14 protein-coding genes are annotated in these 14,191 nt (G+C 60.2%); 5 read left to right on the forward strand and 9 right to left on the reverse strand.

The window, feature by feature from the left end; genetic code table 11:
- Positions 1-190: 190 nt before the first annotated feature.
- The 4 genes from A7J50_RS01605 to gpmI form a co-directional block, all read right to left on the reverse strand.
- A complete protein-coding gene (locus tag A7J50_RS01605; protein ID WP_064450248.1) occupies positions 191-964 on the reverse strand; it encodes a divergent polysaccharide deacetylase family protein in 774 nt (257 codons plus the stop codon).
- A gap of 1 nt (position 965) precedes the next feature.
- Complete coding sequence (locus A7J50_RS01610) at positions 966-2,282, reverse strand: S41 family peptidase (protein WP_064450249.1); 1,317 nt, start codon at positions 2,280-2,282, stop codon at positions 966-968.
- Between the two features lie 30 nt (positions 2,283-2,312).
- Positions 2,313-3,608, reverse strand: a complete 1,296-nt coding sequence (locus A7J50_RS01615; RefSeq protein WP_064450250.1) for a murein hydrolase activator EnvC family protein — start codon at positions 3,606-3,608, stop codon at positions 2,313-2,315.
- Between the two features lie 258 nt (positions 3,609-3,866).
- Positions 3,867-5,393: a 2,3-bisphosphoglycerate-independent phosphoglycerate mutase gene (gene gpmI / locus A7J50_RS01620; protein WP_064450251.1), complete on the reverse strand. Its 1,527-nt coding sequence runs from the start codon at positions 5,391-5,393 to the stop codon at positions 3,867-3,869.
- A gap of 151 nt (positions 5,394-5,544) precedes the next feature.
- On the opposite strand from gpmI, the gene A7J50_RS01625 reads away from it, so the two are divergent.
- Genes A7J50_RS01625 through secB form a run of 3 tightly spaced genes read left to right on the forward strand, consistent with a single transcriptional unit; the run spans position 5,545 to position 6,736 of the window.
- Complete coding sequence (locus A7J50_RS01625) at positions 5,545-5,958, forward strand: rhodanese-like domain-containing protein (RefSeq protein WP_064450252.1); 414 nt, start codon at positions 5,545-5,547, stop codon at positions 5,956-5,958.
- 1 nt (position 5,959) lies between these two features.
- Entirely contained in the window at positions 5,960-6,214 is a 255-nt protein-coding gene (gene grxC / locus A7J50_RS01630; RefSeq protein WP_064450253.1) for a glutaredoxin 3, read from the forward strand.
- 42 nt (positions 6,215-6,256) lie between these two features.
- The gene (secB, locus tag A7J50_RS01635) at positions 6,257-6,736 is read left to right on the forward strand and encodes a protein-export chaperone SecB (RefSeq protein WP_064450254.1); all 480 of its coding nucleotides are present in this window, start codon (positions 6,257-6,259) and stop codon (positions 6,734-6,736) included.
- 119 nt (positions 6,737-6,855) lie between these two features.
- Here secB and A7J50_RS01640 read toward each other — a convergent pair whose 3' ends face one another.
- The gene (locus tag A7J50_RS01640; RefSeq protein WP_064450255.1) at positions 6,856-7,311 is read right to left on the reverse strand and encodes a tRNA (cytidine(34)-2'-O)-methyltransferase; all 456 of its coding nucleotides are present in this window, start codon (positions 7,309-7,311) and stop codon (positions 6,856-6,858) included.
- On the opposite strand from A7J50_RS01640, the gene A7J50_RS01645 reads away from it, so the two are divergent.
- Entirely contained in the window at positions 7,310-7,750 is a 441-nt protein-coding gene (locus tag A7J50_RS01645) for a hypothetical protein (protein WP_064450256.1), read from the forward strand. The two genes, A7J50_RS01640 and A7J50_RS01645, sit on opposite strands and share 2 nt — an antisense overlap.
- Before the next feature lie 626 nt (positions 7,751-8,376).
- Here A7J50_RS01645 and ntrC read toward each other — a convergent pair.
- From ntrC to A7J50_RS01660, 3 genes are all read right to left on the reverse strand, one after another.
- On the reverse strand, positions 8,377-9,813 hold the full coding sequence (ntrC, locus tag A7J50_RS01650) for a nitrogen regulation protein NR(I) (RefSeq protein WP_008435682.1): 1,437 nt from the start codon (positions 9,811-9,813) through the stop codon (positions 8,377-8,379).
- On the reverse strand, positions 9,810-10,895 hold the full coding sequence (gene glnL / locus A7J50_RS01655; protein ID WP_056860661.1) for a nitrogen regulation protein NR(II): 1,086 nt from the start codon (positions 10,893-10,895) through the stop codon (positions 9,810-9,812). Before glnL ends, ntrC begins: the two co-directional genes overlap by 4 nt.
- A gap of 387 nt (positions 10,896-11,282) precedes the next feature.
- Positions 11,283-11,819 (reverse strand): chorismate mutase, encoded by a 537-nt coding sequence (locus tag A7J50_RS01660; protein WP_064450257.1) that lies wholly within the window; start codon positions 11,817-11,819, stop codon positions 11,283-11,285.
- A 429-nt stretch (positions 11,820-12,248) separates the two neighbouring features.
- On the opposite strand from A7J50_RS01660, the gene A7J50_RS01665 reads away from it, so the two are divergent.
- Positions 12,249-12,488, forward strand: coding sequence for a DUF6124 family protein (locus A7J50_RS01665; protein WP_064450258.1), 240 nt, complete (start codon positions 12,249-12,251; stop codon positions 12,486-12,488).
- 68 nt (positions 12,489-12,556) lie between these two features.
- Here A7J50_RS01665 and glnA read toward each other — a convergent pair whose 3' ends face one another.
- Positions 12,557-13,963, reverse strand: a complete 1,407-nt coding sequence (gene glnA / locus A7J50_RS01670; protein ID WP_017138628.1) for a glutamate--ammonia ligase — start codon at positions 13,961-13,963, stop codon at positions 12,557-12,559.
- Between the last annotated feature and the right edge of the window lie 228 nt (positions 13,964-14,191).

The raw sequence follows: 14,191 nt of genomic DNA on the forward strand, positions 1-14,191 counted from the left end.
AAATACAGCCCTGTCGTGCACGGCAATCAGCAGGATGGCCATGCGACGGTCGTCAGCCTCTGGATACACACGGTCAAAAATGTGGGAGCGGGCTTGCTCGCGAAAGCGCTGTGTCAGTCACTAAATCTGCTGACTGATGCACCGCTTTCGCGAGCAAGCCCGCTCCCACTTTGGTTCTTCGCCGTCGTATCTAGCGGTAGATGCCGTTTTTACCGTGGGCACTCATGGCCTGGTTGCTGCGTACGCTGATCATCAACTTGATATCAATCCAGTCGACGCCTTGGGCCTTGAGCTTGGGCAACTCGCGCTCAAGCACGGCCAGGGTCTGTGGATAAGGATGGCCGATCATCACCGCTGAACCCTGTTTGTGCGCCAGCTTGATCGCGGTTTGCAGCTGCGTGGTAATCGCCGCTTCGGTGCGTTCGTCATCGAGGAATACATCCCGCGAGACATGGGCCAGGCCAATCTTCTGTGCTTCGGCGGCCGCGACGGTTTGTGCGCTGGTGCGGCTGTCCACAAAGAACTTGTTACGCCGTTGCAGCTCGGCCATCAGCCAGGCCATGGCGGCCGGCTGGGCGGTCATGCGGCTGCCCATGTGGTTGTTGATGCCGGCGGTGTAAGGCACGGCCTTGAAGGCGGCGTCCAGGCGCTTGCCGAGTTCTTCGATGGGCAGGTCAGGGTGCCAGGCAAATGGGCCGGTGGCCGGGTCCATGGGCATGTGCAGGATCACGATTTTGCCGGCCTTGTGCGCCTCGCGAGCGAATTCGGCGGCGTGGGGTGTGTCGGGCATGATCGCCGTGGTCACCGGCCCGGGCAGGGCCAGCACGCGACGATCCCGGGGCAGGTTTTGCCCCAGGTCGTCGATGATGAGGGTCAGGTAGGCTTTGCGAGGCTCTTCGGCCGGAGTCGCATGGGCGACTCCGGCCAGGCTGCACAGCACAGCGATGATCAGGGCAAAACGCATATCAACGGCTGCGCGTAATGCTCAGGCCTTTAAGCAGGCTCAGTGCCTGGGCCAGTTGGTAATCATCGTCCTGTGGCATTGGCTTGGCTTTGGCGCCGCTGCCGGTCGGCTGGTCGGCGCCGCCGTTGCCATTGCCCAGGTGACCTTGCAGGTCCGCCTCTTTGTAGTACTCGCTGTCGATCTCGTTGGTGATCTTGGCTTTGCGTACTTCGATGTCCGGCACAATGCCCTGGGCCTGGATCGAGCGACCGTTCGGCGTGTAGTACAGCGCCGTGGTGATCTTCAATGCGCGATCGTTGTTCAGCGGCAACACGGTTTGCACCGAGCCTTTGCCGAAACTGGTGGTGCCCATCAGCACGCCGCGCTTCTGGTCTTGCAGGGCGCCGGCGACGATTTCCGACGCCGAGGCGCTGCCGCCGTTGATCAGCACAGCCAGCGGCACGTTTTCGCTGAGGTCGTTGCCGGTGGCCGAGAAGCGCAGTTCGGAGTTGGCGATACGGCCCTTGGTGTAGACGATCAGGCCTTTGGTGATGAAGTGGTCGACCACTTCCACCGCAGACTGCAGCACGCCGCCCGGGTTGTTACGCAGGTCGAGGACGATGCCGTTGAGCTTCTTGCCGTTGTCTTTACGCAGCTTGGCCAGGGCCTTGGCCACTTCGTCGCCGGTCTTGACCTGAAACTGGGTGATACGGATATAGCCGTAGCCCGACTCCAGCAGCTGGCTCTTCACGCTTTTGACCGTGATGGTCGCGCGGGCCAGGGTCACGTCAAACGGGTTGCCGCCATCGCGCACCAGGGTCAGGGTGATTTTCTGGCCGAGCTTGCCGCGCATCTTGTCGACGGCTTCGGTCATGCTCTGGCCACGGGTCGGCTGGCCGTTGATCTTCACGATCAAGTCGCCGGCCTGGATGCCGGCCTTGGACGCCGGGGTGTCGTCGATCGGCGAGACCACTTTGATCTGGCCGTCTTCAGAGCCGACTTCGATGCCCAGGCCGCCGAACTCACCGCTGGTGCTTTCCTGCAGCTCGGCGAAATCTTCCGGGCCCAGGTAAGCGGAGTGCGGGTCGAGGTTGCTGAGCATGCCCTTGATGGCATTTTCCAGCAGGGTCTTGTCGTCTACGGGTTCGACATAGGCTGCCTTGATCCGGTCCATGACCTCGGCAAAGGTGCGCAGCTCGTCCAGCGGCAGCGGCGCCTTGGTGGTCGCGGCTGTGGCAGCTTGTGCAGCCGGTGCAGCCTGGTCGGCAAAAGCCAGAGGCGCGCCGATCACCAGGGCGATCGTCAGGGCCAGCGAAGTGAGGCGGGACAAATGCAGCATGTCGAACGAACTCCTAATGTAGATGCGGCCCTATCCTTGGGAACGGCACCATTGTGCAGGGTCGCTCGGGCGGCCCTGCTGACGAATAGCGAAGTACAGCGCCGGAGTGTCCTGGCCGCCACTGTTACCGACAGTGGAGATGGATTCACCGGCTTTTACAACATCACCTGCCGACTTGAGTAAAGTCTGATTGTGGCCGTAAAGGCTCAAATAGCCATTACCGTGGTCAAGAATCACCAGCAAACCGGCGCCTCGCAACCAATCGGCAAACACCACACGCCCACCGTGGACGGCGTGGACCTGGCTACCGGCGGCAGCACTGATCATCACGCCATCCCACTTGGCGCGGGTGTCATCGCCACGGGTTTCACCGAAGCGTGCCAGTAGTCGACCATCAACAGGCCATGGAAGTTTTCCACGGGCTGAAGCAAAAGGTCCGCCGAAAGACTCGCCGCTGCTGGAAACCACTGGGCCAGGGGCTGCATGCGCCGGTTTACGCGGCGCTGGCGCGTCGCTCGTGGCGGCCAGCTCGGCCTCACGCTGGCGCTTTTTTTCCGCTTCCTGCTGGGCAATCAGCGCTTTTTGCCGCGCTTCTTCGGCCTCACGTGCCTGGCGGGCCAGGGTTTCTTCGATGGTTTTGAGGACTTTGCCCAGGTCGGCCTGGTCTTGCTCGCGGGCTTGCAGCTTGGCGTCGCGGGCTTTTACATCGTCATTAAGCTTGGCCAGGGCCTGCTGGCGTTCCTTGCGCACTTTGTCCAACTGATCGCGCTGGGTATCGAGGGCGGTCTTCTGGTCGAGCAATTGCGACTGCTGGTCGGCTATTTCCTGTTCGACGTTGGCCAGTTGCCGCAGGGTTTCGTTAAAACCCTTCAATTGCGCCAGGCGCGCCTTGCTCAGGTAGTCGTAATAGGTGAGTGTGCGCGCGAATTTTTCCGGGTTCTGCTGGTTGAGCAGCAGCTTGAGGTATTCCTGGCGGCCGCTCTGGTAAGCGGCGCGGGCCTGGATCGCGATCAGGCGTTGCTGTTCAACGCGTGCGCTCTGGAGTTTTTTTTTCTCAGCGTCGAGTCGCTCCAGTTCCGACTCGCTCTTCTTTAATTCTTTTTGTAGCTCCTGGACCTGCTTCTCCAGCTTGCCCATCTCGGTTTCCGTGCCGCGCAGGTCTTTCTGCACCCCGGATTTCTCTTCCTGGAGCTTGCCGAGCAGCTTTTTAAGCTCGGTAATGTCCTGACGCGTAGCGTCCAACTGTTGTTGGGTTTGTGCGCGCTCATCGGCAAACGCCGGTTGGAGCAGGCAGACTAGAGCGAGGGTAATCAAGGCGCGAAGCATAGAGGCGGGCGACACCAGGGAAAGGGACGGCCTAGTATGCCCGCCAAGCGCCGCAAAAAAAACGCCCAATTCGGGCTGGAAGGCAAGATAGGTGCCGAGTGGCGGGCATATGGCAAAAAGACATCTGCCAAACGCTGGAGATCAAATGTGGGAGGGGGCTTGCTCCCGAAGGCGGTGAGTCAGTCAAATAGATGTCGACTGATCCACCGCTTTCGTGAGCAAGCCCCCTCCCACAAGGTTTTGCGGTGTGTTTTAAAGTCAGACGAGGATTGAGGTGCCGGTCATCTCTTTCGGCTTCTCCAGCCCCATGAGCATCAACATGGTTGGCGCCACATCTGCCAGCACGCCGCCGCGCCGCACGTTGAAGTCGCGCTTGCCAACGTAGATGAACGGCACCGGCTCGGTGGTGTGGGCGGTATGGGCCTGGCCGGTGGATTCGTCGGACATCTGCTCGCAGTTGCCGTGGTCGGCGGTGATCAGTGCCTCGCCGCCGACTTTCTCCAGGGCGTCGACGATACGGCCGACACACAGGTCCAGGCATTCCACTGCTTTTACAGCCGCTTGCAGATTGCCACTGTGGCCGACCATGTCGCCGTTGGCGTAGTTGACCACGATCACGTCGTAACGCTGGTGTTCGATGGCATCGACGATCTTGTCGGTGACTTCCGGCGCGCTCATTTCCGGCTGCAGGTCGTAGGTGGCGACTTTTGGCGATGGGATCAGGATGCGCTCTTCGCCCGGGAACGGTTCTTCACGGCCGCCGGAAAAGAAGAAGGTCACGTGGGCGTATTTCTCGGTTTCGGCGATGCGCAGCTGGGTCTTGCCGTTTTTCGCCAGGTAATCGCCCAGCACGTTTTCCAGGCTACCCGGGGCAAAAGCCGCCGGGGCCGGGATATTGGCGGCGTATTGGGTGAGCATGACGAACTCGACCTTCGGCTGGCGGGCGCGCTCGAAGTCTTTGAAGCCGGCATCGACGAACACGTGGCTCAGTTCGCGGGCACGGTCGGCGCGGAAGTTCATGAACACCACGGCATCGCCGTCTTCGACCTTGACCGGCTCGCCGAGGGTGGTGGCTTTGACGAACTCATCGCTCTCGCCACGCGCGTAGGCGGCTTCCAGGCCTTCCTGGGCGGTGGCGGCGTTGAATTCGGCCTGGCCGTCGACGATCAGGTTGTAAGCCTGGGAGACGCGGTCCCAACGGTTGTCGCGGTCCATGGCGAAGTAACGGCCGACCAGGCTGGCGATACGGCCCTTGCCGAGTGCGGCGAAGGTGGCGTCGAGCAGTTCGATGGACGATTGCGCGCTTTTGGGCGGGGTGTCGCGGCCGTCGAGGAAGGCGTGCAGGTAAATCTTGTCGGCGCCGCGCTTGAAGGCCAGCTCGGCCATGGCGACCAGGTGGTCCTGGTGGCTGTGAACGCCGCCGTCGGACAACAGGCCCATGAAGTGCACGGCCTTGCCGGCTGCGACTGCCTTATCCACCGCCGCGCAGATGGTCGGGTTCTCGAAGAACTCGCCGTCGCGGATCGATTTGGTCACGCGTGTGAAGTCTTGGTATACCACTCGTCCGGCGCCGAGGTTCATGTGGCCGACTTCCGAGTTACCCATCTGGCCGTCCGGCAGACCCACGTCCATGCCGGAACCGGAGATCAGGCCGTTGGGTACGGTGGCGGTCAGGCGGTCCAGGACCGGCTTGTTGGCCGAGTACACGGCGTTGTCGTGGTGGCTTTCACTGTGTCCGAAGCCATCGAGAATTATCAGGACCAAAGGTTTAGGCGTAGTAGTCATAGATCCTCTCGCGGCGGTAATAAAGGAAGGCAATCTAAAAGGGAGTAGCAGTTTAAAGCGAAGTTCCGACCACGTCACCGCTTTACGGGGGTTGGCCGCCCCTGACGGCTGTGTATACTTACCGCCATTTTAACGCCCTGGAACCTCCTTGATGGTTGATCACCTGATTGCATTTGCCACTGCCCACTACCTGCTCGCGGGTGCCTTCGTCATCCTGCTGGCGCTGCTGATCGCTCATGAAATGAGCCGCGGTGGCCGCAGCCTGAGCACGTCGGAGCTGACCGCGCTGGTCAACAAGGATGAGGCCGTTGTCGTGGATATTCGCCCGGTCAAGGATTTCGCTGCCGGTCATATCGTCGGCGCACTGAACATTCCACAGGACAAGCTGATCGCACGCCTGGCCGAGCTGGAAAAATACAAAGCCAAGACCATTATTCTGGTCGACGCCCAAGGCCAGCACGCCGGCACCCACGCCCGCGAGATGCTCAAGGCCGGTTTCACCGCCGCCAAACTGTCCGGTGGTATCGGCAGCTGGAAGGCCGATAACCTGCCGCTGGTGAAGTGATATGAGCCAGGTTGTCGTGTATTCCAGCGATTATTGCCCCTACTGCATTCGGGCCAAGGCCCTGCTTGAGAAAAAGGGCATTGCCTTCGAAGAGATCAAGGTCGACGGCAAGCCGCAGGTGCGCGCCGAGATGACCAAAAAAGCGGGACGCACGTCCGTGCCGCAGATCTGGATCGGCGCCAAGCATGTCGGTGGGTGCGATGACCTGTTCGCTCTGGAGCGCGCCGGTAAACTCGATGCGCTGCTGCTCGTCTGACTCCAAAACCCTAAAAGACCCCAAGATCAAGAAGGATCTGCGATGACTGACCAACAGAACACCGAAGCAGCGCAAGAGCAAGGCCCACAATTCTCGCTGCAGCGGATCTACGTGCGTGACCTGTCGTTCGAAGCGCCGAAAAGCCCGGCCATCTTCCGTCAGGAATGGACGCCAAGCGTTGCGCTGGACCTGAACACCCGTCAAAAGGCACTGGAAGGCGACTTCCACGAAGTCGTGCTGACCCTGTCGGTCACCGTCAAGAACGGCGAAGAAGTCGCTTTCATCGCTGAAGTGCAACAGGCTGGTATCTTCCTGATCCAGGGCCTGGACGAAGCGTCCATGAGCCACACCCTGGGTGCGTTCTGCCCGAACATCCTGTTCCCGTATGCCCGTGAGACCCTGGACAGCCTGGTCACCCGTGGCTCGTTCCCGGCGCTGATGCTGGCTCCGGTGAACTTCGATGCCCTGTACGCTCAAGAGCTGCAGCGCATGCAACAGGAAGGTTCGTCGACCGTTCAATAAGTCGATGCGCTAAAAATGTGGGAGGGGGCTTGCCCCCGATTGCGGTGTGTCAGCTGAATAGGTGTTGGCTGACCCACTGCTATCGGGGGCAAGCCCCCTCCCACATTTGTTATGCGGTGTTATTTGAAACCGAGCTGGCGCCAGCCTTCGTAGACGGCAACAGCCACGGTGTTGGACAGGTTCAAGCTGCGGCAGCCCTCGCGCATCGGCAAGCGCAGGCGATGGCCCTCGGGCAGTGCGTCGAGCACCTCGGCCGGCAGGCCTCGGCTTTCCGGGCCGAACAGGAGGGCGTCGCCTTCGGCAAAGCTGGCATCGTGAAATGGCCGCGAACCCTTGGTGGTGAACGCGAACAGCCGTGGGTGGCCCAGGCTTTCCAGGCAGCTTGCGAGGTCGGCGTGGCGCTTGAGAGTGGCGTACTCGTGGTAGTCCAGCCCGGCGCGGCGCAGGCGCTTGTCGTCCATGTCGAAGCCCAGGGGCTCGATCAAATGCAGGTGGCAGCCACTGTTGGCGCACAGCCTGATAACGTTGCCGGTATTCGGCGGAATTTCTGGTTGAAAAAGGATGACGTGAAACATGCACGGCTCCGAAGGCAAAGATGCGCTGCATTCTACCCCCGAAGATGACCCAAGACCGAAGCTATTGCCGAAGGTCATGGGCTCATTGGTGATTGTCGGTTTGATGATCGGCCTGATGATCGGCCGCCTGACCACCCCGGACCCGGTTGAGTTGCAGCAGGTAGAGACAGCTGCGGACAGCGTGGTGGTGTGGTTCAACAGCGAGCCCAAGCTGCACGGCGAACATATCGACGGCACCGTGGCGCTGCTGTTCGACGCGCAAGGCAAGGCCGCCAGCGGGCAACTCAAGGTCAATGACAACGATGTGAATTGGCGCATCCGCAAGACCGATGGCGGCTTGCTGCTGAACCTGGTGGCGGCTCGGCCGTTGCGCGGGGAGTGGAAAGGCGAGAAGGCCGAGGGCCGCTGGCGGTTGGAGATCCTTCTCCGAGAGCAATAAAAGAGGGAATTCCCGGCCTGCCTGTACCAAGGTTCCCAAAACGGGCTGGGGCTATGGGCGCTGCGCCGCATAAGCCCCGGGTGTAAAGAAGGGAGTTCCCGGCCTGCCTGTACCAGGGCTCCCAAAACGGGGTGAAGCCTTACAAGGCTTCGGTATTAAAGAGGGAATCCCCGGCCTGCCTGTACCGAGGTTCCCGAAACGGGTGTGGGGCACGACGCGGTTCGCATCAAGCACCCCGGGTGTAAAGAGGGGATTCTCGGCCTGCCTGTACCAAGGTCCCCGAAACTGGGTAGTACAAGGGTTATTGCAGGGCGCGTGCCAGAGTTTGCAATGTGTGCCAAAAAAAATTTCCAGAATGCGCAAAGCCCCGGAATACGGGGCTTTGATGTTTTTGCGATTTGATTTTTTCTTGATTCGGCGGGTGTTTCAGGCTGGCTGGATGTGCGCGATGCTAGTTCATGGTGCATTGAAGCGGTGCACAGTCCTGGAACTTTGTGGAGATCCAAATGTGGGAGCGGGCTTGCTCGCGAAGGCGGTGTGTCAGTCAATACATCTGCTGACTGACACACCGCCTTCGCGAGCAAGCCCGCTCCCACAGGGGATCTTCAGTGGATCAGGAAGAGGTGTTAAGCCTCATCACCCTCATCATCATCCCCGCCATCCACCTTCATCCCCAGCTCCTTGATCTTGCGCGTCAGGGTATTGCGGCCCCAGCCGAGCAGCACAGCGGCGTCGCGGCGGCGGCCGGCGGTGTGCTTCAAGGCGGTTTCGATCATGATTCGCTCGAAAGCCGGTACGGCGCTGTCCAGCAGGTTTGACTGGCCGCGTGCCAGGGCCTGGTCGGCCCATTGGCGCAGCGCCTGCTCCCAGTTGGTCACCGGTGCCGAGTCCTGCGGCAAGCTCAACAGCTCCGGCGGCAGGTCGCTGATATGCACCTCACGCCCGGATGCCATTACCGTGATCCAGCGGCAGGTGTTCTCCAGCTGGCGTACGTTGCCCGGCCATGGCAGGTTCTTCAGGTATTCCTCGGTCTCGCTTTTGAGCAGCTTCGGCTCGACGGCCAACTCTTGGGCGGCGCGGCTGAGGAAGTGGCGGGCGAGGGTCGGGATGTCTTCGCGGCGGTCCGACATACGTGGGATGTGGATACGGATCACGTTCAGACGGTGGAACAAGTCCTCACGGAATTTGCCCGCGTGCACCAGCGTTTCGAGGTTCTGGTGCGTCGCCGCGATGATGCGCACGTCGACCTTGACCGGCGTGTGCCCGCCAACGCGGTAGAACTCGCCGTCGGCCAATACGCGCAGCAAGCGGGTTTGGGTGTCGGCCGGCATATCACCGATTTCATCGAGGAACAGCGTGCCGCCGTCCGCCTGTTCAAAGCGGCCACGGCGCAGGTTGGCGGCGCCGGTGAACGCGCCTTTCTCATGGCCGAACAGCTCGGACTCCATCAAGTCCTTGGGAATCGCCGCCATGTTCAGCGCGATAAACGGCGAGGCCGCCCGTGGGCTGTGACGGTGCAGTGCATGAGCCACAAGCTCTTTACCGGTACCCGACTCGCCGTTGATCAACACGGTGATGTTGGAGTGGCTCAAGCGCCCGATAGCGCGAAACACTTCCTGCATCGCCGGCGCTTCGCCGATGATTTCCGGGGTGCGGGTCAGGGCGGGAGGGGCTTCCTGGTTCTGCTGTTCCTGGGCGTGCTGGTTGGCGCGCTTGACCAGCGCCACCGCCTCGTCCACGTCGAATGGCTTGGGCAGGTACTCAAAGGCGCCGCCCTGATAGGACGCGACAGCGCTGTCCAGGTCCGAGTGGGCGGTCATGATGATCACCGGCAGGCGCGGGTGCTGCTCGCGGATGCGCGCCAGCAAGTCCAGGCCACTGGCGCCGGGCATGCGGATGTCGGAGATGATCACGTCCGGCTGTTGACGCGCCAGGCGGCTCATCACCCCGTCGGCGCTGTCGAAGCTTTGGGTGGTCATGCCTTCCTGTTGCAAGGCTTTCTCGAGGACCCAGCGGATAGAACGGTCGTCATCGACGATCCAGACGGTTTCACTACGGCTCATGTCGATGGGGCTCCTTGTTCCAGAGGCAGAAAGATCGAGAACGTGGTGTGGCCAGGATGGCTTTCACATTCGATCAAACCCTGGTGCTGGCTGATGATGTTCTGGGTAATGGCCAGGCCCAGCCCGGTACCGTCCGGGCGGCCGCTGACCATGGGAAAGAAGATGGTTTCCTGCAATTCCGCAGGTATGCCCGGGCCGTTGTCGATGATCTCGACTTTGGTCACCAGGCGATGGCGCACATGGCCGATCGTGAACTGGCGCAGGGCGCGGGTGCGCAGGCTGATGCGGCCCAGGCGCAGCTCGTTCTGGCTGCTGATGGCCTGCATGGCGTTGCGCACGATATTGAGCACCGCCTGGATCATCTGCTCGCGGTCGATCAATACATCGGGAATGCTCGGGTCGTAGTCGCGTACGAGGGTGATGCAGCCCTGGCTTTCGGCTTCCACCAACTGGCAAACGCGCTCCAGCACCTCGTGCACGTTGGTCATGGCCAACGATGGCAACTTGTTGGAGCCGAGCATGCGGTCCACCAGGTTACGCAGGCGGTCGGCTTCCTCGATGATGACGTTGGTGTAGTCCTTGAGGTGCTCCTCCGGCAGTTCGCGCGCGAGCAGTTGCGCCGCGCCGCGAATCCCGCCCAGCGGGTTCTTGATCTCATGGGCCAGGCCGCGCACCAGCATCTTGCTGGTTTCCTGCTTGGACAGCTGCGCTTCTTCTTTGGTGATGCGCAGCAAGCGGTCGCGGGGGTGCACTTCGAGCAACAGCAATGTCGCGCCGTTGCTCAGGATCGGGGTCACGGCGTAGTCGACGGTCAGCGTCTGGCCGGTAAGGGCGGTGAGCATCGCTTCACGCTTGGTGAACGGGTGTGCCTGTTCCACCGCCTGGCGCAACGAGCTCAAGGCTTCGGCCGACTCGGTGAACAATTCGCTGATGAACTGCCCATGGCTGCGCTGGCCGCTGATGGCCAGGAGCATCTCCGCCGCCGGGTTCATGTACTCAAGACGCAGGTCGTCATTGAGCAGAATGGTCGCGGTGGTCAGGTTGTCGAGTAACAAACGGTGCAGTGCATCGCTAATGGTCATCAGGACCTCTTTTGGAGCAAGGCGCGGGCTTAAGGCACACGCTGATACAAGGAAAATGCAAAAACCAAACCAAGGCTCCGAAAAGAAGCGTTAAAGCCCTGAAATAGGCGTTTAAGGCGCGAAACTGTGGCGTTCTGCCAGCTTGTTCGGGAAGAATCGAACCAAAATGGGCTGGTCAGGTGGGAAGCGTGCAGGCTATCGCACCAATATAGTGCGGTTTTGTGAAAGTTGTTCAGGAAGGCTTGGAAGGCGCAACTGAATGCACCGAGTCCAAATGTGGGAGCGGGCTTGCTCGCGAAGGCGGTGTGTCAGTCAACACATGTATCGACTGATTCGCCGCCTTCGCGAGCAAGCCCGCTCCCACAGTTTTGATTGGGTTTGCAGTCTTTAACCTTTGTAAATGCACAGCTCGGCCGTGGCGCGAATCATCGCCAGCTGGCGCGTCGGGTCATTCAACGGCTCATGGATGGCTGTGGTCAGCCACTGCGGGCACTGTGGGTCGGTGCGCTGGGGGGTAAAGTCAGCCAGTTGCTGGAGCAGGCGTTTTTGCAGTTGGTCCAGTTGCGGGCGAATTTGCTTTACCAGGTCTGGGCGCGGGTCGTCGGGCGCTTTGCCTTGGAACTGCCAGTCGGATAGATGGGTGTATTGCACCAACTTATTGGCTTCGATCTGTGCCGAGAAAAATTGCTCGGCGGCGGCGGGGTCCAGTTTGTAAGTAGGCGCCTGGGCGACGACGCTGGCGATCACGTCCTCTTCGCGCTTCTTGTCCTCTACGGGCTTGTGGCTGTCCCATTTGCTCAGGGCCACCTGGTCGGCGATCTCCAGGCGTTCGGCGATGCTGTTGAGCAGAGGCTCCAGCGTGGGCGGCGCGGCGCTGGCTGTGGCGCAGGCGAACAACAGGGCGAATGCAAGTTTATGTTTCAACGTAGATCTCCTTGTGGGAGCGGGCTTGCTCGCGAAGGCGGTGTGTCAGTCACCCGATGCATTAACTGATATACCGCCTTCGCGAGCAAGCCCGCTCCCACATTTTGATTGGGTTTGCAGATTTCTGGCAGTGTCAGCCAGAGGCTACCTTAGCTTGCGTGCTTGCCTACAGGTGAGCCAGAATCCGCCGGCTTGTACGGCTAGCTTGTCGTCTCTAAGGTTGCTCGGTCGCTGCTCATCAGCGATCAGGTTTAGTAGCCTGAGGGTTAAGTTAAGTCGTACCACTCCGACCTTCATGGCGGCTGTGCGTAGGGCACCTTCGGGTGCGCCGGCTTTTGCTTAACTTCCCCGGTCTACTAACCTGCGCATAGCTGCCACCCTATCGTTTAGTAGCGAGTCGATGGCGGCCTCATTCGAGGAAGTTAAGACATGTTCAAAGCAAACCCAAATCCACCTCCATCCGTCTTCACCGTCGATCCCGGCAGCGATGACGAGTCCCTGCTGGTCAACAGCTTCGAAGCCTTCTCCTCAGTCAGCACCTTGTTGCTTGATTTGTCCGAGGCGCTGGAAGGCAAACACCGCGATACCGTACTGGCGATTCATCAGCTCAGTGCTCTCGGCACCTTGATGGTTGGAAAAATGCTCGACCGCCACGCCCCGGCTCGCTAAACGCAAGGCAAAAAAAGACCTCCCGAAGGAGGTCTTTTCGTCACGCCACGTTAAGCGGCGCTACCGGATCAGCAGCTGTAGTACAGCTCGTATTCCAGTGGGTGTACGAAGGTGCGTACTTTGATTTCTTCTTCGCTTTTCAGCTCGATGTAGGCATCGATGAAGTCGTCGCTGAATACGCCGCCTTTGGTCAGGAACGCGCGGCCCTTGTCCAGCTCTTCCAGGGCTTCTTTCAGGCTGCCGCACACTTGTGGGATCTCTTTGGCCTCTTCAGGCGGCAGGTCGTACAAGTTTTTGTCGGCAGCGTCGCCAGGGTGGATCTTGTTCTGGATACCGTCCAGGCCAGCCATGACCAGGGCCGCGAAGGCCAGGTACGGGTTGGCTGCCGGGTCCGGGAAGCGAGCTTCGATACGGCGAGCGCGCGGGCTGGACACGTAAGGAATACGGATCGAGGCGGAGCGGTTGCGCGCCGAGTAGGCCAGCATTACCGGTGCTTCGAAACCTGGGACCAGACGCTTGTAGGAGTTGGTCGACGGGTTGGTGAAGCCGTTCAGGGCCTTACCGTGCTTGATGATACCGCCGATGAAGTACAGGGCAGTGTCGGACAGGCCGGCATAACCTTCGCCAGCGAAGGTGTTCTTGCCATCTTTAGCGATGGACAGGTGAACGTGCATACCCGAACCGTTATCGCCATACAGCGGCTTAGGCATGAAAGTAGCGGTACGGCCGTAGGCATCAGCCACGTTGTGTACGCAGTACTTCAGGGTCTGAACTTCGTCAGCCTTGGCAACCAGGGTGTTGAACTTCACGCCGATTTCGTTCTGGCCTGCAGTCGCCACTTCGTGGTGGTGAACTTCGATGACCAGGCCCATTTCTTCCATGGCGTTGCACATGGAGGTACGGATTTCGTGGTCGTGGTCGAACGGCGGAACCGGGAAGTAGCCACCTTTGATGCCTGGACGGTGGCCTTTGTTGCCGCCTTCGATGTCCTGGTCGGACATCCACGAACCCTGTTCGGAGAAGATTTTGAACATGGAGCCGGAGATGTCGGACTTGAACTTGACCGAATCAAAGATGAAGAATTCTGGCTCCGGACCTACGAATACGGTGTCGCCGATACCGGTCGACTTCAGGTATTCCTCGGCGCGCTTGGCGATCGCACGTGGGTCGCGGTCGTAGCCTTGCATGGTCGAAGGCTCGATCACGTCGCAGACGATGATCAGGGTTGGGTCTTCGGTGAACGGGTCGAGAACGGCAGTGCTGTCGTCCGGCATCAGGATCATGTCGGAAGCTTCGATGCCTTTCCAACCGGCAATGGAGGAACCGTCGAACATTTTGCCTTCTTCGAAGAAAGCATCATCCAGCGCGTCGCGAGCCGGCATGGTCACGTGGTGCTGAGTACCTTTAGTGTCCGTGAAGCGCAGATCAATCCATTTAACGTCATGATCTTTGATGAGTTGAACCGACTTCGACATGGTGTCCTCCGGGTGGCTTCGGGCTGGATAGTGGAGTTAGCCCTTAGAATGTGGGTGATGCCGGCGCGAATACTCGACCAAGGCAACCTGCCTCACAAGAGAGCAAATTGCATGCCAGTGCGCCAACATGGCCTTTTTGCCTCAAAATCGCCCCTATAACGGTGCAATCCGCTGAAACGGAATAAATCACGCACTGCAATGTAGCGCTAATTCACATAAATGACCCGT

The sequence above is a fragment of the Pseudomonas antarctica genome, from assembly GCF_001647715.1.
Lineage (GTDB): Bacteria > Pseudomonadota > Gammaproteobacteria > Pseudomonadales > Pseudomonadaceae > Aquipseudomonas > Aquipseudomonas antarctica_A.